Origin of the sequence: Arsukibacterium perlucidum DSM 18276 (genome assembly GCF_000382165.1) — a bacterium.
GTDB lineage: Bacteria > Pseudomonadota > Gammaproteobacteria > Enterobacterales > Alteromonadaceae > Alishewanella > Alishewanella perlucidum.
Genome location: NZ_KB907705.1, coordinates 41943 through 60592, shown reverse-complemented (window position 1 = coordinate 60592; position 18650 = coordinate 41943). Strand labels below are relative to the sequence as shown.

20 protein-coding genes and 1 riboswitch are annotated in these 18650 nt (G+C 49.7%); of the genes, 5 read left to right on the top strand and 15 right to left on the bottom strand.

Translation table 11 applies throughout. From position 1 onward, the window contains the following. Position 1: 1 nt before the first annotated feature. From H141_RS0105505 to H141_RS0105485, 5 genes are read right to left on the bottom strand one after another with little or no spacing between them, the layout of a single operon-like run. Positions 2–271: a K+/H+ antiporter subunit F gene (locus H141_RS0105505; protein WP_019675245.1), complete on the bottom strand. Its 270-nt coding sequence runs from the start codon at positions 269–271 to the stop codon at positions 2–4. Further along, positions 265–801 carry a Na+/H+ antiporter subunit E gene (locus H141_RS0105500; RefSeq protein WP_019675244.1) on the bottom strand — a complete coding sequence of 179 codons (537 nt, stop codon included), beginning with the start codon at positions 799–801 and terminating at the stop codon, positions 265–267. Before H141_RS0105500 ends, H141_RS0105505 begins: the two co-directional genes overlap by 7 nt. Further along, complete coding sequence (locus H141_RS0105495) at positions 798–2321, bottom strand: monovalent cation/H+ antiporter subunit D (RefSeq protein WP_019675243.1); 1524 nt, start codon at positions 2319–2321, stop codon at positions 798–800. The genes H141_RS0105500 and H141_RS0105495 overlap by 4 nt, the downstream gene beginning before the upstream one ends. Beyond that, the gene (locus H141_RS0105490) at positions 2321–2674 is read right to left on the bottom strand and encodes a Na+/H+ antiporter subunit C (RefSeq protein ID WP_019675242.1); all 354 of its coding nucleotides are present in this window, start codon (positions 2672–2674) and stop codon (positions 2321–2323) included. Before H141_RS0105490 ends, H141_RS0105495 begins: the two co-directional genes overlap by 1 nt. After that, complete coding sequence (locus H141_RS0105485) at positions 2674–5469, bottom strand: monovalent cation/H+ antiporter subunit A (protein WP_019675241.1); 2796 nt, start codon at positions 5467–5469, stop codon at positions 2674–2676. Before H141_RS0105485 ends, H141_RS0105490 begins: the two co-directional genes overlap by 1 nt. A 324-nt stretch (positions 5470–5793) precedes the next feature. Here H141_RS0105485 and H141_RS0105480 point away from each other — a divergent pair, with 324 nt between their 5' ends. Further along, positions 5794–5976 (top strand): MerR family transcriptional regulator, encoded by a 183-nt coding sequence (locus H141_RS0105480; protein ID WP_019675240.1) that lies wholly within the window; start codon positions 5794–5796, stop codon positions 5974–5976. Here H141_RS0105480 and H141_RS0105475 read toward each other — a convergent pair. From H141_RS0105475 to H141_RS0105460, 4 genes are read right to left on the bottom strand one after another with little or no spacing between them, the layout of a single operon-like run. Next, positions 5971–6861, bottom strand: coding sequence for a phosphotransferase (locus tag H141_RS0105475; RefSeq protein ID WP_026349254.1), 891 nt, complete (start codon positions 6859–6861; stop codon positions 5971–5973). The genes H141_RS0105480 and H141_RS0105475 overlap by 6 nt on opposite strands. After that, positions 6810–7439 carry a nicotinamide riboside transporter PnuC gene (gene pnuC, locus H141_RS0105470; RefSeq protein WP_019675238.1) on the bottom strand — a complete coding sequence of 210 codons (630 nt, stop codon included), beginning with the start codon at positions 7437–7439 and terminating at the stop codon, positions 6810–6812. Before pnuC ends, H141_RS0105475 begins: the two co-directional genes overlap by 52 nt. Next, positions 7436–7684, bottom strand: a complete 249-nt coding sequence (locus H141_RS0105465) for a YkoF family thiamine/hydroxymethylpyrimidine-binding protein (RefSeq protein WP_019675237.1) — start codon at positions 7682–7684, stop codon at positions 7436–7438. Before H141_RS0105465 ends, pnuC begins: the two co-directional genes overlap by 4 nt. A gap of 27 nt (positions 7685–7711) precedes the next feature. Then, positions 7712–9829, bottom strand: coding sequence for a TonB-dependent receptor (locus H141_RS0105460; protein WP_026349253.1), 2118 nt, complete (start codon positions 9827–9829; stop codon positions 7712–7714). A gap of 46 nt (positions 9830–9875) precedes the next feature. Further along, a riboswitch (TPP riboswitch) is annotated at positions 9876–9988 on the bottom strand. Between the two features lie 131 nt (positions 9989–10119). On the opposite strand from H141_RS0105460, the gene H141_RS20895 reads away from it, so the two are divergent. Further along, on the top strand, positions 10120–10893 hold the full coding sequence (locus H141_RS20895) for a M15 family metallopeptidase (RefSeq protein WP_019675235.1): 774 nt from the start codon (positions 10120–10122) through the stop codon (positions 10891–10893). Positions 10894–10916: 23 nt separating this feature from the next. On the opposite strand, the gene mgtE is transcribed toward H141_RS20895, so the two are convergent. Continuing rightward, positions 10917–12260 carry a magnesium transporter gene (gene mgtE, locus H141_RS0105450; protein WP_019675234.1) on the bottom strand — a complete coding sequence of 448 codons (1344 nt, stop codon included), beginning with the start codon at positions 12258–12260 and terminating at the stop codon, positions 10917–10919. 326 nt (positions 12261–12586) lie between these two features. Here mgtE and H141_RS0105440 point away from each other — a divergent pair, with 326 nt between their 5' ends. The 3 genes from H141_RS0105440 to H141_RS0105430 are packed head-to-tail and all read left to right on the top strand — an operon-like array spanning position 12587 to position 15918. Continuing rightward, entirely contained in the window at positions 12587–13402 is an 816-nt protein-coding gene (locus H141_RS0105440) for a hypothetical protein (protein WP_019675233.1), read from the top strand. A 15-nt stretch (positions 13403–13417) separates the two neighbouring features. Then, the gene (locus tag H141_RS0105435; protein WP_019675232.1) at positions 13418–14272 is read left to right on the top strand and encodes a mechanosensitive ion channel family protein; all 855 of its coding nucleotides are present in this window, start codon (positions 13418–13420) and stop codon (positions 14270–14272) included. Positions 14273–14277: 5 nt separating this feature from the next. Then, a complete protein-coding gene (locus H141_RS0105430) occupies positions 14278–15918 on the top strand; it encodes a BamA/TamA family outer membrane protein (protein WP_019675231.1) in 1641 nt (546 codons plus the stop codon). A gap of 8 nt (positions 15919–15926) precedes the next feature. On the opposite strand, the gene mutM is transcribed toward H141_RS0105430, so the two are convergent. The 5 genes from mutM to radC all read right to left on the bottom strand — a co-directional run bounded on the left by mutM (position 15927) and on the right by radC (position 18609). Beyond that, entirely contained in the window at positions 15927–16736 is an 810-nt protein-coding gene (gene mutM, locus H141_RS0105425; protein WP_019675230.1) for a bifunctional DNA-formamidopyrimidine glycosylase/DNA-(apurinic or apyrimidinic site) lyase, read from the bottom strand. Between the two features lie 5 nt (positions 16737–16741). Then, positions 16742–17242 (bottom strand): hypothetical protein, encoded by a 501-nt coding sequence (locus H141_RS0105420; RefSeq protein ID WP_019675229.1) that lies wholly within the window; start codon positions 17240–17242, stop codon positions 16742–16744. Between the two features lie 109 nt (positions 17243–17351). Next, on the bottom strand, positions 17352–17507 hold the full coding sequence (gene rpmG / locus H141_RS0105415) for a 50S ribosomal protein L33 (protein WP_008219722.1): 156 nt from the start codon (positions 17505–17507) through the stop codon (positions 17352–17354). Positions 17508–17518: 11 nt separating this feature from the next. Then, on the bottom strand, positions 17519–17755 hold the full coding sequence (rpmB, locus tag H141_RS0105410; protein WP_026349251.1) for a 50S ribosomal protein L28: 237 nt from the start codon (positions 17753–17755) through the stop codon (positions 17519–17521). Positions 17756–17934: 179 nt separating this feature from the next. Further along, the gene (gene radC / locus H141_RS0105405) at positions 17935–18609 is read right to left on the bottom strand and encodes a RadC family protein (RefSeq protein WP_019675227.1); all 675 of its coding nucleotides are present in this window, start codon (positions 18607–18609) and stop codon (positions 17935–17937) included. Positions 18610–18650 lie beyond the last annotated feature (41 nt).

The following is an 18650-nucleotide window of genomic DNA, read 5'->3' as shown; positions in this document are numbered from 1 at the left end:
CCTATTCGATTATATCGCCGCGCAGCAAAAACTTACAAACTGCGACGGTGCTGACAAAACCTAACATCGCGATCAGCAGTGCTGCCTCGAAATATAGTGGCGAGCCCATTAACAGGCCATATAAAATAATCAGCGCGATACTGTTAATAAACATGGTGTCCAGCGCCAGGATCCTGTCAGGTAAACTAGGGCCAATTAATAGTCGCCATAAGTTGAGCAACAAAGCCAGGCTAATCATGCCAAACACCAGAAATATTACCTGTTCTAACATTGAAATATCTCCTTTAACGGTGTTTCATAGCGGTTTTTAATGGTGGCGATTAACTCCGCTTCATCTTCCAAATTAAGTACGTGAATTAACAGCCAGCGCTGGGTTATCTCTGCCCCCTCTGGCTGGGTATCCGCACAAGGATAAACATCTGCGCTGACCGTACCCGGTGTCATTGATACTGTGCTGGCCAGAATAGTAATAGGCAGATCATGCTGTAAATCTAATGGCATCCGCACAAAAGCCGGATTAAGCCTGCGCTGTGGGCCTAAAATGAGGATGGCTACCTGAGCATTAGCAGTAATAATGTCGCCAAAAACCGTCAATATATACCGCAACGCCAGCAACGGTCTCTCAATCAAAGGCTGAGGGTCCCGGAATCTGGCACTTATAAGTGGAATAATCAACGCCAGAATAGTGCCGAAAAACAAATGCACCACCGCAACGCTTTGATTCAATAATAACCACACCACCAGCAATAACAAACTACGGTAAGGTGTAGGTAACCAGCTAAAACGTGGCGTTACTCTCATGGTTGTTCTCCAACAGTTGCTGCATCACCCAGAATAATCGCAATACTGCTTTGAATATCGCGCATTTGCTCAGCTGCTGCAAAGGATAGCTCAGTCAGTGGGCCGGCAAACACCACCATCAATGGCGCCGCTAACAACAACCAGCCTAAGGCAAACACTTGCAACGGCAGTACCCGCTCTGGGCCGGCATCATTACCATTAACCCGCCAAAACAGAATACTGCCTGCACGGGATAATCCAATCAGCACCATTAAACTGCTTAGCAGTACCACTGACCATAACAACATCTGCTGCATTGGTGAACTTGCCGCCTGCAGAATCATCAGTTTACCGACAAAGCCCGACAATGGTGGCAGGCCGGCTACTGCAACAGCGGCGACCATAAACATGGTACCCAGCAATACGGGTTGAGCCATCCGCCTTCCTGGTACTAATCTGTCGCCGGCTTTACCACGCTGGGCACCGATTAAATCTGCCAGTAAGAACAGTGCTCCACACACTAAAGTTGAGTGCACGGTGTAAAATAGTACAGCTGACGTAGCCGCAGAGCTTTGTAGTGCAACCAGGGTAACCAGGGTACCTACCGACACAATCACCAGGTTAGCGACCAGCTTCCTGAAATCCTGGCTAGCCAGTACTCCTATAGCACCAAGCATAATAGTGGCCAGCCCCAGCGGCCATAACCAGTCAGACGCCATTCCGGCTAAAGGCCCTGCGTGTTCACCGAATATAGTGGTGTAGACTCTTAACAAGGCGTATATGCCAATTTTGGTCATTACGGCAAACAGAGCTGCTACCGGCGGTGACGCGGCTGCATAAGTTGCCGGTAACCAAAACTGCAATGGCAAAATAGCTGCTTTTAACGCAAATACGATTAACAGCAATAAGCCGCCAGATTTAACCAGCATTAAGTTTTCAGCTGGCAACTGCGCTACCTGCACCGCCATATCAGCAATATTAAGTGTACCAAGCGTGCCGTAGAGAATGCCCAGCGAGAACAGAAATACAGCAGAGCCGGCCAGATTTAATACCACATAATGCACTGCTGCCTTGGTTTTGTTCTTGCCGCCGGCATGAACCAACAAACCATAGGAGGCAATTAGCAGTACCTCGAAAAATACAAACAGGTTAAATAAATCACCGGTTAAAAATGCACCATTAATCCCCATCAGTTGAAACTGAAACAGTGGATGGAAGAACGAGCCTCTTTCGTCTTCGCCGGCACTTCCATAGCAAATAGCACCCAGAGCCAGTATCGAGGTTAAACACACCATACTGACACTAAAAATATCAGCCACCAGGATAATCCCAAAAGGTGGTTGCCAGGCGCCTAATGCATAAAAAGCAACCCCTTCAGCCTGCGTTTGCAGTAGCAGACATACTGTCAGTATCAGCAAAATTACAGTTGAGATCATGCTGACCCAGCGACGACGCATTGGCGAGTAATGAATCGGTGGCAGCATAATCAGCAGCGCAGTAAATATTGGCAGTAAAATTGGCGCGATAATCAGATGCGACATTAACGGCTCTCCTTGCGGCTACTTTCATTTTCCGGCAATTTGCCATCGACATGGTCATTACCCAAATCGGCACGGGCCCGAATCGCCAGGATCACCAGATAAGCAGTCATGGCAAAGCCTATTACTATCGCAGTCAGCACCAACGCCTGTGGCAAAGGGTCGGCATAATTGTCGGTCGTGCCCAGCACCGCGGCACCCTGTAAGGTCAGCCTTCCTGATGAGAATAAAAATAAGTTAACGGCGTAAGCCAGCATCGTCAGCCCCACCACTACCGGAAACGTGCGGCCACGCAACAACAAAAACACGCCACAGGCGGTCAGGAAGCCAATACAACCTGCAAGTAAGCTTTCCATTAAATGCTCTCCGTATGCACTGGACGATGACTGGTGGTCATCTTACCCAGACTGGCCAGAATCAGCAGGGTAGACCCCACCACCGTAACATATACCCCGGCATCAAAAGCGATTGCACTGGCCAGCTCTATCTCTCCCAGTAGCGGGATATCAAAATAATCGAACCATGACGTTAAAAATGGTTTATTGAACAGCCAGCTGGCTGCGCCAGTAAGCAGAGCAATCATCAGGCCGACAGCAACCACCCGCTGATACTCGATATTCATCCGGCTTTTCACCCATTCAACCCCATGGGCAATGTATTGCAGAATTAAAGCAACGGCAGTAACCAGGCCAGCAATAAAGCCGCCACCAGGTAAGTTATGGCCACGGAAGAAAATAAATACCGACACCATCAAGGCCAGTGGTAATAAGCCCTGCGACACAGTCGCCAGCAATACCGGATGACGCTCTAATGCCCAGGGCCGTCCCTCACCATCGCTACTTGGTTTAAATACCGGGATCCGGGTCAGTAATTTAAAAATACCCAGCGAAGCAATACCCAGTACCGCTATTTCACCAAACGTATCGAAGCCTCGAAAGTCGACCAGAATAACGTTAACCACGTTAGTACCGCCGCCGCCGGTTTTAGCATTAGCCAGGAAATAATCTGAAATGGTATTAAATGGCCGGGTCATAATTGCGTAGCTAATACTACCAATTACCACCCCGACCATACTTGCCAGACTAATATCTCTGATAACCCGGGTAGGGCTGGATTGCTTAGGCGTTTTATGCGGCAGGAAAAACAACGCCAACATCAGCAGGATGATGGTCACCACCTCCACTGATAGCTGAGTTAATGCCAGATCAGGGGCCGAGAAGCGGGTAAAGGCAATTGATACCATCAGGCCAACCACAGAAATCATCAGTAAGGCCACAACCCGCTGCCGGTGAAACACTACAGTAGCAAAAGCACTGATCAGCAACATGGCAGCCCCGGTAGCATTAACAGCGTCAACCGGCAGTTCAGGCCGGCCACCAAACAAGGTATCAAGCTGTAACAGCGGCATCCCAGCCAGCACGACGATAGCCATTAATAAAAACACCAGATAGCGTTGCAGCGAGCCATTATCCAGCCAGCCGTAGAACTGTTGACAGCGTTTGGTCAGCACTTTCATCGCCAGTTCAAAGGTATTAATCGCATCAACACCAGGCAAGGTGTTCTGAAAATCGAACAAATGTTTACGGTTAATATAAATTAACGCACCACCGGCCAATGCCACCACGCTCATCAGCAGGGGTAAGTTCAGGCCATGCCAGATGGCGAGGCTGTACGCAGGTACCTCAGTGCCCAGTACGGCAAAAGAGGCAGCATGCAGCAGATCACCAACAATGTAGCCCGGAGCTACCCCGACCAGAATACAAAGCACCACTAGCACCTCAACCGGCATTCGCATATAGCGTGGCGGTTCATGCGGAGTTTTGGTTAAACCTTTGGGCTTACCATTAAAAAACACGTCGTGGATAAAACGCATGGAATAGGCCACCGAGAAAATCGCAGCCACTGTCGCCAGCACCGGGATTATCCAAGACAATGAGCCCAGCAAATGCTGATGCAGGGTTTCTGCAAAAAACATTTCTTTGGATAAGAAGCCATTTAATAATGGTACCCCCGCCATCGCTGCCGCGGCTACCATCGCCAGGGTGGCGGTGATCGGCATAAAGTGCCACAAGCCATTTAGTTTTCGCATGTCGCGCGAGCCTGATTCATGATCAATAATACCGGCCGCCATAAACAGTGACGCTTTGAACGTGGCATGGTTAATAATATGGAATACGCCGGCAACAGCGGCTAAGTCGGTGCCCATACCAAACAGCAGGGTAATCAAACCCAGATGGCTAATGGTGGAATACGCCAACAAGCCTTTTAAATCATGCTTAAACAGCGCCAGATAGGCCCCGACCAGCAAGGTTGTTAAGCCGGTAATACTGACCAGTAAAAACCACAAATCGGTGCCAGCCATAGCCGGATAAAACCGGGCAAGTAAGAAAATCCCGGCTTTTACCATGGTTGCTGAGTGTAAGTAAGCACTCACTGGAGTAGGTGCTGCCATCGCATTAGGCAACCAGAAATGAAACGGAAACTGGGCAGATTTTGTGAAACATCCCAGCAAAAACAACACCAGAACTAATGGATACCAGGCATGCTGCTGAATAACTGCACCGCTGGCCAGAATAACGTCTAAATCGTAGCTGCCGGTGATCTGCCCCAACAGCAGCAATGCAGCCAACAGGCATAAGCCGCCCGCGCCGGTAACAGCCAGTGCCATTCTGGCACCACGTCTGGCCTCTGATTTATGCCACCAGTAACTAATCAGTAAAAACGAGCTGATACTGGTCAGCTCCCAGAACAACCAGAGCTGCAAGACGTTATTAGACAGGACGATACCCATCATCGCTGTCATAAACAGCATCAGATAAGCATAAAACCGCGGCATCGAGTCTTGTTCAGATAAATAGTACCGGGCATATAAAATTATCAGCAGGCCAATACCAAGGATCAATAAACTGAATAGAAAAGCCAGCCCGTCCAGCCGGATACTAATATCCATCCCCAGTAACGGGATCCAGCCGAGGGTATAGCGTAAACTTTCACCAGCAAACACCGCACTGCCATGATAGAGCAATATCATCAATGCAAAAGCGGGAGGAATGGCTGTTACCATGGCACAGGCGCTACGCCGCCAGTGAGCTGTCAGTACCGGCACCAGAGTACCCAGCAGGGGAAGTAATAGTATCCATAACAAGGTCATAGCGTCGTTGCTTCCTTTATAAAAGGCCAAATATCTAAAAAAAATACACTTTACGGCCTGCAGCTAAAGCCTACTGTCTGACACCAATCAAAGATCGGATCCAACAGCATAGAAGGTGAAACAGTGTTACAGTCTAAGGCGAACCAAAACTTTATTGAATTTTTGACAATATTTATACCGGTAAGTAGCCGGAATGTCTATTAAAGTCGGTCAGGCAACCTTCGAAATCCCGGCAACAATTTTTTCAGAATTAGCCTTTTTTTAATTCAAAAAAGTGCTTGAATAGGTTATTACTAGTATCTGAACTTTTATTAGGATAATTCTATGTCACTTATGTCGGTACAACAGGTTGCTGAGTTTCTTGGGATCCCGGATATCCGGGTAGAACGGTTGGCCAGAGAGAATCTGCTGGTTGCCACAGATAAAGATGAAAGTGGCAAGCCATTATTCAATGAAGACGATGTTAAACGTTATAAAGTTCTGGCAGAGCGGCTAGGTGGTTTATAGGTCTAGTTGCTGGCTCAGTAGCTGTTGCCAGTAACGGCTTTGCTCGACACACAAGGCCTGATTATCCTGCAGGCTAAGGTACCACAACCAGCAAAATCCGCTAACGACGATTTTTGCCAGCGGTAGTTTCGCCATAAATTGTTCTGACGTTGCAGTGCCGGTAGCCCTTTGCTGCCGGTATGCTGCCAGCAACAGCTGCTCAGATGCGTCAGACAACTGAAAATTCAGTGACAGTCCGGCTAAATCAAGGCAGCTGTCAGCTACTTGCGCATATTCAAAATCCAGCAACCACAATCCATTATCTGCCCAGAGCATATTGCCAGCGTGCAAATCCAGATGACACAGTACCCAATCATTGGCTAATAACTGATATTTTTCTGCCGCAACTAACAATGTATTAAATAGCACTTCATCAGCAGCGATAAAAAAATCGCGGGCTGTTTCAGCTAACTGATAAAGATAATTTACCGGTTGTAACACAGCGGTTTGGGTGGGCAGCTGATGCAATTTTGCCAGCGTCAGCGCCAGCAACGGAATTTTTTGCTCTGTAAATACAAAAGATGAACCACCAGCAATGAATTCGCTTATCAACACCTGCTGATGATTATTTAAACAAAGAGGTGCCGGCGCAATACCGGCGACAGCAGCGGCATGCTGACACCGTAATTCCTGTTGCCGGCACACGCCGCTGCTAGTAGCCGGATAACGCCGCACAGCGTAGAGTCCACGGCGTGTTTCTACCCGGTAATTTAGATTTAGTTGACCATTAGAAAGCGGGCAAATGGCAAGTGGCTGATGCTCTGCAAAAAACTCCAGATGCCGGCACAATGCTGTTACCTGCCTGACACCACCAGTTGCGGTTGCTGCTGATAATTTGCCCGCCATATAAAATATCCCGCCAACGCAATAATGGTATACAGCATAAACAACAAGGTCAGAAAATACAGATGTTTCTGAGCATAGACATAAATCGATACTGCATCAATAACCACCCAATACAGCCAGTTGGACACCAGCTTACGCGCCACCAACCAGGTTGCCATCACACTAAAAGCAGTGGTCTGCGCATCCAGGTAGGCAAAATCAGCGTGGGTATAATTGGCCATCAGATAACCCAGCACTAAACCAATCAGCCCGGTAATGGCAATCAGTTGCAGGTGGCGCTGCCATGGCCATTCGGTCACCCTATTCAGCCCCTGATGTTGTTGTTTTAACTGTTGCCAGCGCCACCAGCCGTACATTGCCATAGCCGCATAATATACTTGTAACAAGGCGTCAGATAACAGCGCAGAGTTCCACATTATGTGGGTAAATAAAAGTGTGCTTAGCAATGCCGCTGGCCAGCACCAGAGGCTTTGGCGCAAGGCCAGCACGACATAAGCCAGCGCCAGCAAAGTTGCCAGTAACTCCAGGCTATGCATCAGCTGCCAGTCGTTTAGGGCATTGCTAAGCCACAGCATCATGGTTGTAAATCACCATGAATAAACTTACAGACAAATACCACCTTACCGTACTGGGCAAAAGAGGCTTTAATGCAGCTTTGCAGCGCCTGCATCACTGCATCGTAGTCACCAAACAGCTGGGTACTCATACTGTTGGTTATCACCCGGATGTCCGGGTATTGGTTCAATTGTTCAATAAAGCCTTTAATCGGACCGATATAATCTTCGGCCAGCGGGTATTTACTGATTTCTACTGATAACTTCATAACAACTCCTATAGCATAGTTGCGATGTTAAAATTGATAACTGGCACTAAGTCCTACCCGGCGCGGCTCGGCAAATTGCTCGTATAAATGCGGCTCATAGCCATCGCGAGGGTCGTTGCCAAAGTAGAAGCCTCTTACTCCCACATCCTGATCCAATGCATTGCGGCTCCACAGTGCCAGCTGCCATTGCTGCAGCTGGTAACTTAACCGCAGGTTTAGTAACTCATAGCGGCTGGACCGCTGATTGTGGCCATCGGAATAATAAAAGGCATCTTTACCCTGCAGGCCAACATTAAAGGTTAACGCATCACTCAGGTACCAGTCTGCGGCCAGGTTGTAACTGAAGCGCGGTGCCTGCGCCTGCTCGCGGCCGCTGAAATCGTCACCATCGAGCGTGACATAGTTACCCAGTTTAGTTTTCAGCCAGCTGGCGCTTAGCATTAACGTAAATTGTGGGTGCAGCTGCAGGCGGTTTTCAATTTCAATACCGTAATTGCGGCCACTCCCGGCGTTATCAATAAAGCCGGCAAATTGTGGGCCACTGTCCGGATTTAACCAGCCTTTCACCTGCATATCTTGGCGCCACATGTAAAACGCGGCAACCCGGGTCACCAGACTTTGATCCAGCGCCGTGCCTTTTACCCCAAACTCGGCGTTGTACAAGGTTTCCGGGGCAAAGCTGGCTTTAGTCAGTAGTTCGTTCAGGTTATCATCAGCAGCTTTGGCCAGCGCATCGCCATTTACCCCACCCGCTTTATAACCGCGTGATGCTAACAGGTAGATCAGGGCTTGCGGGCTTGGCTGATAATTCAGGCTCAGTTTGGCGCCCCACATGGTGTCACTGTTATTAATCTGGTTAGCACTGCTATCGGCATACTCGTCTTCGTAGCGTTCAAGCCGCAAACCGGATACCAAAGTTAGTTGCTCAAATAGCGGCGTGCTTAGCTCAGTGTATAACGCCAGGTTGCTGCGGCTAAGCGCACTGGCAAAGGTATCAGCCTGCCACAAATCCCAGTTCCAGAACTGGCGGGTTAAATCAAACTCTTTGCTGGCAGCATAAACACCCAGCACCCAGTCGCTAGCTCCAAGCCGACCGGCATCATTGGAGACAAGCCGGTAATCCAGGGTTAACTGCTCCCGGTCGCGTAAATAGCGGTCGGTAGTAGAGTATTCATCCGGGTGCAGGCCAACATGGCTCCAGTCTTCATCAAAGCCATAGTCCATATCGGCGTCTAGCCAGCTTAACTGGCCCTGCAACCTGGCAAAGGTTAAGCCCCTGTAATCAGCCTGCAACGCCAGCGCCTTGCTCCGCAGCTTATCCTGACCGGGTTGGTCAGACAGGGTGGTACGGTCACGATCCAATGAAAATGCATCGTAACCATTGTCCTGATCAACAACATGGCTTATCAGTTGCAATTTAAGATCATCACCCGGCTGAAAAGCCAATTTAAAACGACCGGTAAATTCGTCGATATTGTTGGTATCATCGCGGTTCAGGTGAGTGTTTTTAATAAAACCGTCTGAAACTTGCTGTTCCAGTGACAGGCTGTAGCCCCACTGTGAATTAATCGCGTTACTAAACTGGCCGGCCAGCTGATAGCTGTCGTAATTAGCTAACGTCAGGCTGGCTTTGCCTTCAGCACTGTCGGTTGGGCCATTAGTAATCAGATTCAGCATGCCGGCCAGCGCATTAGCGCCAAAACGGGTCGCCTCCGGGCCACGGAAAACCTCAAACTGCGCAATATCACTTATACCACTGATACCCAGGCCGGAATAATCAATACCATCAATCAGAATGCCAACTGACGGGTTAATGGTATCGACAAATTCACTGCGCTCGCCAATGCCGCGCACCTGAATAAACCGGCCGCGTGAGGCCCCTGCGCTGTAGTTAACATTAGCAAACTGGTTAAGCAGCTCATCAAGGTGTTGTACCGACTGGCGTGCCAGATCTTGCTCAGTAGCAACCGACAAACTGCCCGCCAGCTGAGCCGCATTTTGCTGGCGCAGATCACCCTGCACGGTAAAACGCTCAATAGCAGTAACGGCTGGCAGATTATCAGTTGAAGCAGAGGCAAAAGCACCGGGGCTGACAGCTAATGCTGCAACGATGGCGGTATTCAACAAAGAAGGGGAAAAACACATTATCGTATGACGCTCCATTTATTAATAAAACAGAGATCACACCAGCTTGAGGAGTTAGCACCATCCCTCCGCCGGCATAATCCGGATCAGGTTCTAAGGGTTTGCCCGAAAGCATCTCAGCACCCGCGTTTCTGCGCAGGTGCACCCCTTGGTTGCGGCGCAAGTGTATAGCTTTTCGGCTACCGGAGCAAGTTAGCTTTTACCAGCGTTTTGCCACGTCAATTAGCAATTACAGCTATACTACCAGCCAGCAATCGCGCTAACAGCATGGCTGATTAAGGAGCAAAGCAATGAGCAGAGATACCGAAATGGCACACCTGCATCCGGTTTTCCGGCATAAAGTTGAGTTGTTATTGCAAGACCTGGCGCGAGCCAGTTTACCTTTTAGAATATTTGAAGGTTTTCGTTCTCCCCAGCGCCAACGCGACCTTTACAGCCAGAGTAGAACCCGGCCGGGTCCCCGGGTAACCAATGCTGATGCCTGGAGTTCCCTGCATCAGTATGGTGTTGCCGCAGATTTTGTGCTTTTTATTGATGGCAAATGGAGCTGGGATGATAGCGCTGAGCGGAAAAAATGGTGGCAGCAGTTACACAAACTTGCAGCTAAACATGGCCTGCAGCCACTAAGCTGGGAGCTACCCCACTTGCAGATGCAAGACCTAAACCTGAGCGAACTGCAGGCTGGCAATTATCCGCAAGGCGGAGATAGCGATTGGGCCGAAAACCTGCAGCAGGCAATAGACAGCTGGCGGGGTTCCCCGGCGGCACCACCTTTACCGCCAGGCTTACCGGCACGCCCGCCATTACCCTCAGCAGCACCTGCTGCTGATAGCAACACTCCAGCGTTGGCCAACCAGTTAGGAATTAAAGCCAGAGTATCCGCCCGCGACGGCTTGCGGTTACGGGCCGGCCCTGGCACCGGCTTTGATATTAAAACCACCTTAGTCAGCGGCCAACTGGTTAATGTGCTGGGTAATAGCGGTGATTGGAGTCAGGTAGATTTGCAAGGCGACGGCCTGGCAGACGGTTACTGCCACACCGGCTTTCTGGAACAGCTGCATTGATAACGAGCCAGCGTGCTCATTATCTACATCCCCAGATACCAGGTAGCGATGGAGAAATACAACACTACCCCGGCGACGTCGGCGATGGAGGTAATGAGCGGGCCGCTGGCGGTGGCCGGGTCGAGCTTTAAGCGGCTGAGTAAAAAGGGTAAGGATAAGCCGACCAGGCTGCCAACCATCACTACCAGCATCATGGTGGCGGCAACCACTATGGCTATGTCATAACCACCACGCCACCAACCGAGCCAGACCACGGCAAAAGACATGGTTAAGCCCAGCAACCCCGCTACCAGGCACTCTTTGGCCAGCAACGAGCCCCAGTCACGCAGTTTAATATCACCAGTAGCCAATGCCCGCACCATCAGGGTGCCGGACTGGGCGCCGGCATTGCCGCTGCTGGCAATTAGTAATGGCAGAAAAAATAACAGCGCCAGATAGCTGGCAATGGTTTGTTCAAAATAAGCAATACCAGCGCCGGAGAAAATATTGCCAAATACCAGCACTACCAGCCAGAACACTCGCTTGCGATAAAGCAGGCCAATGCTGGCATCTTTAACATTGCCATCCAGCTTGCCGATGGTGGCAGTTTTGTGGAAATCCTCAGTGGCTTCTGCTGCTGCGACATCCATTGCATCATCGTAGGTAACAATGCCGACCATTTGTTGCTGCTGATTAATGATCGGTAGCGCCAGCAAATCGTATCTGGCTACCATAGCTGCTACCTGTTCTTGCTTCATTTCCACCGTTGCAAAAATAGGGTCATGGTTCATCAGCTCAGCAACCAGCATGGTAGCCGGTGCCAGAATAAGCTCCCGTAGTGACACTACACCGATCAACTTGCGATCTTCATTCACCACATAGGCTGAATATATTGTTTCTTTGTCAGGCGCTTCCCGGCGCAGTACATCCAGCGCATCCCGAACGTTAATATCAGGCGCCAGTATCGCGTAATCCGAGGTCATAATGGCACCGGCAGTACCCTCCTGATAGCTGGATAAACGCAGTAAATCTTCACGTTCGGCCTGAGCCAGGGCTGGCAGCAGGGTTTCTCGCTGCTCGGCATTTAAGCGGTTAAACAGGTCGGCCCGCTCATCAGATGACATCTGACGAATGATTGGTGCCAGTTTGCGCCGGCTAATCCGGATTGCCAGCGCAACCTGCACTTCTGCAGGCAAATAGCCAAACACTTCCGCCTGCTCTGCCCGGCGCAGGGCGGCCAGCAGGATCCATAAGTGCTCAAGTGAAAATTCAGTAATAGCGGCGGCGTAGTCAGCCGGATGTACATCTTCCAGCTGGTCTTGCAGCAACAGCACCGTATTGTTTTCAAGCGCTGAACGCAACCGGTTAATCAGTACAGGTAATTCCATAACAACCTCTTAAATCTGGCCTGACAAAACGCATTATGGAATTTCCCTGTTCATTACAGGCTTTGCTTATTAAGCGTAATTTCATAAAGCAGCCTGCATACTGGTTACAAGCTTATGCAGGCAACTGGAACCATAACAACCCGGGCTGACAAAGCTCACCATCGCTGGATTATCTAAAATAACATATTGCTTATTAAGCAAAATTTGACCATCATTTTAGAATCTGAGGCCACGGATAACAATCAGGGCACTGAAAAAAAATTAACGCTACAGTCACCGATGCTCTGCTACTATGCCAAGGCCTACGCCTATTTACAGGACAGGATATGCAACCACAACATAGCAATAGTCCAACAGCGCTGACTCCATGGTGGTTGCCAATTACCCTGGACAGCGGCCAGAGCTGGCAATATACGTTGGGCCCCCTGACGTTATATCTGCAGAGGTTGCGCACAGAATGGTTGTTGGGTTTTACCAGGCTTAGTGAACAGGAAGATCGTTATCAGTTGCTTAGCCGCAGTATTAAGCAGTTACCTGAGCTGGATAATATTCAGCGCTTTGTGTTCCGGGAGAGCCCATCCCAGTTTTGCCTGACGCCAAAACTACTCGACCGGTCGGTAGTTGTTAAAACCCGTACTCAGCTTAGTATTCCTCCGGCACAACAGGCGGTGTTTTATATCAGCTCTCCGCTAGTAATCGACGTAAGCCTACAGCAACCGGGCTGCAGCCTGGCTGAGATTGCCAGCCAGCGCCTGTCTGACACCTGGTTTGGGCCATCCACTTTACATGGTGAATTATGTTATGCCGATAAAACCCAGGCCCGGCATAACCGGGCCGATCTGCCTGCCAGACCGCATCGGGCAGTTACCGCTATTACCATAGAAAATAACGCCGGTAGCATGCTGGTTCTGGATAAGCTGAGTATTCCGGTGCCCTACCTGGCTATGTATGGCCTGAATGATGGAACGCTCTGGACCGACCCGATAACACTGCAGCACGAAGGTAACCATGCACTTACCCGCTTTAAAATCAGTAAACATCTCCCGGCAGGTGTCACTGCAGCAGCCCGGATCGCCGAACCCCGTCAGCATATTGAAAAGCAAGGGTTAATCCGGGCCTTTACCGGCATGTTTAATGACTAACAGGAGCTGGCACTAATGGAACAATTTACCGCTTACCTGCGGTCTGAACAGATGGTCAATATACTGCAGGCCGCTATTATGCTGGCGGTGGGGTTCCTGTTAGCCAGTCTGGCCAGCCGTGGCGTGCAAAAGCTGGTCATCCGAAACTTTTCACAGCACCACGCGGTTATGTTTAAACGATTAGTTTACTGGCTGGTACTGGCATTATTTTTTGCTTCTGCCTTGCGCCAACTGGGTTTTTCACTAGGGGTATTGCTTGGTGCAGCAGGGGTATTATCAGTTGCCATTGGCTTTGCCTCACAAACCTCGGCATCAAACTTAATCAGTGGCTTGTTCCTGATTGGAGAAAGGCCATTTCAGCTGGGGGACGTTATTCAAGTGGGCAACACCACAGGCGAAGTGCTGTCGATAGATTTACTGTCGGTAAAACTGCGTACTTTCGATAACCTGTATGTGCGCATCCCTAATGAAAGTCTGATCAAAACCGAAATGATCAATATGACCAGATTTCCTATTCGTCGTTTCGATTTGATGATAGGCGTGGCCTACAAAGAGAATATCAGCAAGGTGCGGCAGATACTGCAGCAAGTGGCAGACAATAACCCTCTTAGTCTGGATGAACCCGCTCCATTATTTATTTTTAATGGTTTTGCTGACTCATCACTTAGCATTCAATTCAGTGTCTGGACCAAACGGGAAAACTTTCGTGAGTTACGTAACAGTATTCAGGAGGAAGTTAAAATTGCCTTCGACCAGGCAGGTATTGAAATTCCGTTTCCGCAGCGCACCGTCGTGTTTGGCCAGGGTTCTGCCCCGGTTACCATCAATACTGCGGCTGATGTTAATGCTTCAGCTGAGCAGAAGGATTAACGGATATGGTGCTTCGCAGTGCGTTAGTGATTGCCGTTTTGCTGGCCGGCGCTTTGTTTAATCAGGCTCGTGCAGATACTAATGCCAGTTGCACCACCTTATTTGATGAAGCAGATTTACAAAAAACCGGCCTGACAATCAGTGCTATTCAGTTTGAGCAGCAAAATGTATTCGATCTGAGCGAGCCTGGAACCTTCTGGCTGCATCGTTTTGCAAATTACAGCCATATTATTTCCAAAGAAGAGACTATTGCCAATGATCTGCTGTTTACCCCGCAAAGCTCGCTAGATTTAGCCGAACTTGCAGAAACCGAACGCTTGCTGCGCGGTCGCAGTTATATCAGGGATGCTGATGTCAGTGTCAGCCGTTACTGCCCTGAAACCAATACCGTCGAAGTATTGGTAAAAACCTGGGATAACTGGTCGCTACTGCCAAAAATTGATTTTTCCAGCGAGGGTGGCTCTACTGAGTATTCTATTGGTATAGCCGAAGACAACCTGCTGGGCACCGGCAACCAGTTGCAACTGGACTACGCTAAAGATGCCGAGCGTACCGGTTATTTATTTAGTTTTGCCAGCCCAAACATTCTGGGTAGCCACTGGCAGGCGCTTAGCCGATACGCCAATAACTCAGATGGCGAAAGTTATCAGTTTAATATCCAGCGGCCGTTTTACCGCCTGAGCTCACCCTGGGCGATCAGTGTTGATATCAGCAAAGACAAACAACAAATTAATGATTACGTTTTAGGTGAGAAAGTAAATGAATATGACCGCACCCAGCATGGTTTCACCAGCTTTCTTGGCTGGCGTCTGGCTGGTGACAGTAAGCGTATCCACCGTTTAAATGGCGGCATCACCCTGGAAGATGTCAGCTTTGCTGCCAACATTGATACCCTGTTTGACATTCCCACCGAGCGCAATTTATCCCGGGTGTGGCTAGAGTATCAATTACTGGAAGACCAGTATCGCAAATTGTATAACATTAACCAGTTCAACCGGGTAGAAGATATCAACCTGGGTTGGCAGGCATATGTCAGGCTGGGCCATCTGCAAAAAGCACTGGGCGCCGATAACAGTGGTTGGCAGCTCGATGCATCGATAGAAAAAGCCTGGTCACTGCAAAGCGATTTATGGCTGCTGGCCAGCTTTCGTTACCACGGTCTGAGACAGGCAGAGCTGCGCCAGCAATTACTCAGTACCCACTGGCAACTGGTGTATCAGCTAAACCGCCAGAGTAGTGTGGTCGGTATTCTCGATTTACAGCGTGGCAAAGATTTGTTCGAAGATGAAGCCTTGTACCTTGGCGGCGATACTGGTTTACGCCCTTTTCCATTGTTTTACCAACGTGGCGACAGCCGGATGGTCGCTACTGCCGAGTACCGGTATTACACTGACTGGAATATTTTGCATATTTTCGATGTCGGCTTTGCCGGCTTTGCCGATGCAGGGCGCAGCTGGGGCGCCGAGCAGCGTGGCGAGAATGAAATTGACGACAGTATTTTATATGGTGTCGGGGTTGGGGTGCGCTTACTGTCTACCCATTCCAGCCGTGGCACTATGGTACATATCGACTTAACACGGCCCGTCAGCAACAACCCGGAACTGGGTAACTGGCAGTGGCGGGTTACTGCCAAACGGCGCTTTTAACAGCGCCATTAACTCTGACACAGGCTGCAATATACCGTAGTGCGCTGGCCCAGTTTTATTTCAGTTAAAGGCTGCTGGCATTGCAGACAAGGCTGGCCGCCACGGCCGTAAACCAGTAACTGTTGTTTAAAATAGCCCGGCTTACCATCGGCCTGGCTAAAGTCTTTTAAGGTGGTGCCGCCCTGCACTATCGCTGCTGCCAGGGTTTCTTTCACTACTGTGCTTAATAAAGCCAGTTTGGCTGCCGGCACGCTATTGGCAGGCGCGGTAGGTAAAATACCGGCTTTAAACAGCGCTTCATTCGCGTAGATATTACCTACCCCCACTACCACCTTATTATCCATCAACACCAGCTTGATGGCGGCTGAGCGCCTGCTACAGGCGTTAAGCAGGGTTTGATCGCTAAAATCATCTGTTAGCGGCTCCGGCCCCAATGCTGCTAATAACGGATGAAGCTCACCTTTAGCCTGCCACAATACCGCACCAAAGCGACGGGTATCATTTAGCCGCAGTACTTTTTTGTTCGATAACACTATATCCAGGTGATCATGCTTAGCCGGTTCGGTGCTACTTGCTACCACTTTTAAGTGGCCAGACATACCCAGGTGCAAAATAATATCGCCCGCAGGCAGACTAATCAGTAAATACTTGGCCCGGCGTTGCACTGCCAGAATAGGTTGATTGCTCAACTGCACCACTTCATCCGGGATCCACCAGCGCAGTTGGCGCTGCCTGGCCACTACAGCCAATAGCTGCTGGCCCTGCAAATGGGGGCTAATACCTAAACGGGAAACTTCTACCTCAGGTAACTCTGGCATTGGTGTTATTGCTCCAGCAAAAATAATTGGCGCGCCTGCTGGCGGCTTAACTGATAAAACTGTTTCTGGCCGGCCTGTTGCAACAGATACTGGTTATTTTCGGAGCCTTGAGCGGGGTTATTTGCAGACTCATCACCCGGGTACAGCAACCAGATAACAGGCATGCTCTCTCCTACCAGCTGCACACTGGCCTGCGCTACCGGCACCCGGCTTTGCATTGGCAAGGTATCCACCGGGTTCAGCTGGCTATGCTGCCAGGCCAACGCGAGCTGCGCGGCATCAACCAGATTATTACCTGCCGGTTGCAGTTGCCACTGCGGCCCGGCTTTTACCAGGCGCTGACTGGCGAAACCCACCATTAACAGCTGCGCGTCTGCCGGGATTAAGCGGTGTTCAACGGCCATTTTTTGTTGTAAACGCTGTGGTATGCCGTATAGCACAAACATGAGGATCAATACTGCAAAAATCAGTACGTTATTCCAGTTACGGCGTGAGAGTTTTAGCATAATTATGTTTTCTGCGCTGGGCAGTACCTGTCTGCAAGGGGCAGCGGCATAGTAACTTAGGCGGGGTGTAAAAAGCAAAAACCCGGCGCTGGCCGGGTTTTCATGTCGATTACTTGATTTTCGCTTCTTTGAAAATCACGTGCTTACGCACTTTAGGATCGAACTTTTTAATTTCCATTTTTTCTGGCATGGTACGTTTGTTCTTCGTTGTAGTGTAGAAGAAACCAGTACCGGCAGAAGAAACTAAACGGATTTTATCGCGCATGAGTTAATTCCTTAAACCTTGTGACCGTTGGCACGAACGTCTACTAAAACGGCGTCGATACCTTTCTTGTCAATAATACGCATACCACGGGTGGTAGTACGTAAAGTAACAAAACGGTTTTCGCTTTCAACCCAGAAACGGTGAGTTTGCAGGTTAGGCAGGAAACGGCGCTTTGTCGCGTTGTTGGCGTGCGAACGACGGTTACCTACCATCGGACCTTTGCCAGTTACTTGGCATACTCTAGACATGTCTATATTTCTCCAAAATTACGTCAGCTCGAGCTATCATTCACCCTTCTGGCCTTGAAGGTTGCCCCGAAAATGGATGAGGGCGCACTTTATACACGAAAGCCCCATTAAACTCAAGAGAATTTAAATGGCACCTTAGTCAGATCCGTTGGCGATCCGCCTGTTTCGTTCGAATATTGTTAAAGCCAGCCGCGTTCTGCAAAAGAGACAACTTCTGCATCGCCCACCACAAAATGGTCCAGTATTTTAATATCTACCAATGCCATGGCCTGGGTCAGGCGCTCCGTTATTGCCCTGTCGGCGCGGCTTGGCTCTGCCACCCCGGAAGGATGATTATGAGCCAATATAACGGCGGCGGCATTATGCGCTAAAGCGCGCTGAACTACAATACGCGGATACACCGGCGACGCATCAATAGTGCCCATAAATAGCGGCTCGCTGGCAATCAGCCGGTGCTGATTATCAAGGTAAAGTAACAGGAAAACTTCACGCTGCTCGTGGCCAATGGTATGGGATAAAAATTTCTTCACCAATGCCGGCTCGGTAAATACGGTTTCCCGTTGCAATTGCTGCTGCATATAGCGCTTACTCAGCTCCAGTACTGCCTGTAGCTGGACAAACTTGGCTTCACCCAGGCCCCTGGCCTGGCAAAACTCATGCTGACTGGCGCCCATCAGCCGGCGCAACGAGCCAAAATGATTTAGTAGCTGGCGTGCCAACGTCACCGCATCACAACCACTGACCCCAGTGCGCAGAAATATCGCCAAAAGTTCAGCATCAGATAATGCCTTAGGCCCCAGCTGCAATAGCTTTTCCCGCGGTCGCTCGGTAACTGGCCAGTCAGAAATAGCCATCTGAATCCTCCCTGAATTGATGCCGATTTTTACGTTCCGTG

What these genes read in the sequence shown, in the direction of transcription:
- H141_RS0105440 (WP_019675233.1), top strand. Translation starts at nt 12,587, where the DNA reads ATGCAACCACAACATAGCAATAGTCCAACAGCGCTGACTCCATGGTGG.
- mgtE (WP_019675234.1), bottom strand. Translation starts at nt 12,260, where the DNA reads ATGGAATTACCTGTACTGATTAACCGGTTGCGTTCAGCGCTTGAAAAC.
- rpmG (WP_008219722.1), bottom strand. Translation starts at nt 17,507, where the DNA reads ATGCGCGATAAAATCCGTTTAGTTTCTTCTGCCGGTACTGGTTTCTTC.
- H141_RS0105475 (WP_026349254.1), bottom strand. Translation starts at nt 6,861, where the DNA reads ATGGCGGGCAAATTATCAGCAGCAACCGCAACTGGTGGTGTCAGGCAG.
- H141_RS0105490 (WP_019675242.1), bottom strand. Translation starts at nt 2,674, where the DNA reads ATGGAAAGCTTACTTGCAGGTTGTATTGGCTTCCTGACCGCCTGTGGC.
- mutM (WP_019675230.1), bottom strand. Translation starts at nt 16,736, where the DNA reads ATGCCAGAGTTACCTGAGGTAGAAGTTTCCCGTTTAGGTATTAGCCCC.
- radC (WP_019675227.1), bottom strand. Translation starts at nt 18,609, where the DNA reads ATGGCTATTTCTGACTGGCCAGTTACCGAGCGACCGCGGGAAAAGCTA.
- pnuC (WP_019675238.1), bottom strand. Translation starts at nt 7,439, where the DNA reads ATGATGCTGTGGCTTAGCAATGCCCTAAACGACTGGCAGCTGATGCAT.
- rpmB (WP_026349251.1), bottom strand. Translation starts at nt 17,755, where the DNA reads ATGTCTAGAGTATGCCAAGTAACTGGCAAAGGTCCGATGGTAGGTAAC.
- H141_RS0105500 (WP_019675244.1), bottom strand. Translation starts at nt 801, where the DNA reads ATGAGAGTAACGCCACGTTTTAGCTGGTTACCTACACCTTACCGTAGT.
- H141_RS0105465 (WP_019675237.1), bottom strand. Translation starts at nt 7,684, where the DNA reads ATGAAGTTATCAGTAGAAATCAGTAAATACCCGCTGGCCGAAGATTAT.
- H141_RS0105435 (WP_019675232.1), top strand. Translation starts at nt 13,418, where the DNA reads ATGGAACAATTTACCGCTTACCTGCGGTCTGAACAGATGGTCAATATA.
- H141_RS0105430 (WP_019675231.1), top strand. Translation starts at nt 14,278, where the DNA reads ATGGTGCTTCGCAGTGCGTTAGTGATTGCCGTTTTGCTGGCCGGCGCT.
- H141_RS0105480 (WP_019675240.1), top strand. Translation starts at nt 5,794, where the DNA reads ATGTCACTTATGTCGGTACAACAGGTTGCTGAGTTTCTTGGGATCCCG.
- H141_RS0105505 (WP_019675245.1), bottom strand. Translation starts at nt 271, where the DNA reads ATGTTAGAACAGGTAATATTTCTGGTGTTTGGCATGATTAGCCTGGCT.
- H141_RS20895 (WP_019675235.1), top strand. Translation starts at nt 10,120, where the DNA reads ATGAGCAGAGATACCGAAATGGCACACCTGCATCCGGTTTTCCGGCAT.
- H141_RS0105420 (WP_019675229.1), bottom strand. Translation starts at nt 17,242, where the DNA reads ATGCTAAAACTCTCACGCCGTAACTGGAATAACGTACTGATTTTTGCA.
- H141_RS0105485 (WP_019675241.1), bottom strand. Translation starts at nt 5,469, where the DNA reads ATGACCTTGTTATGGATACTATTACTTCCCCTGCTGGGTACTCTGGTG.
- H141_RS0105460 (WP_026349253.1), bottom strand. Translation starts at nt 9,829, where the DNA reads ATGTGTTTTTCCCCTTCTTTGTTGAATACCGCCATCGTTGCAGCATTA.
- H141_RS0105495 (WP_019675243.1), bottom strand. Translation starts at nt 2,321, where the DNA reads ATGTCGCATCTGATTATCGCGCCAATTTTACTGCCAATATTTACTGCG.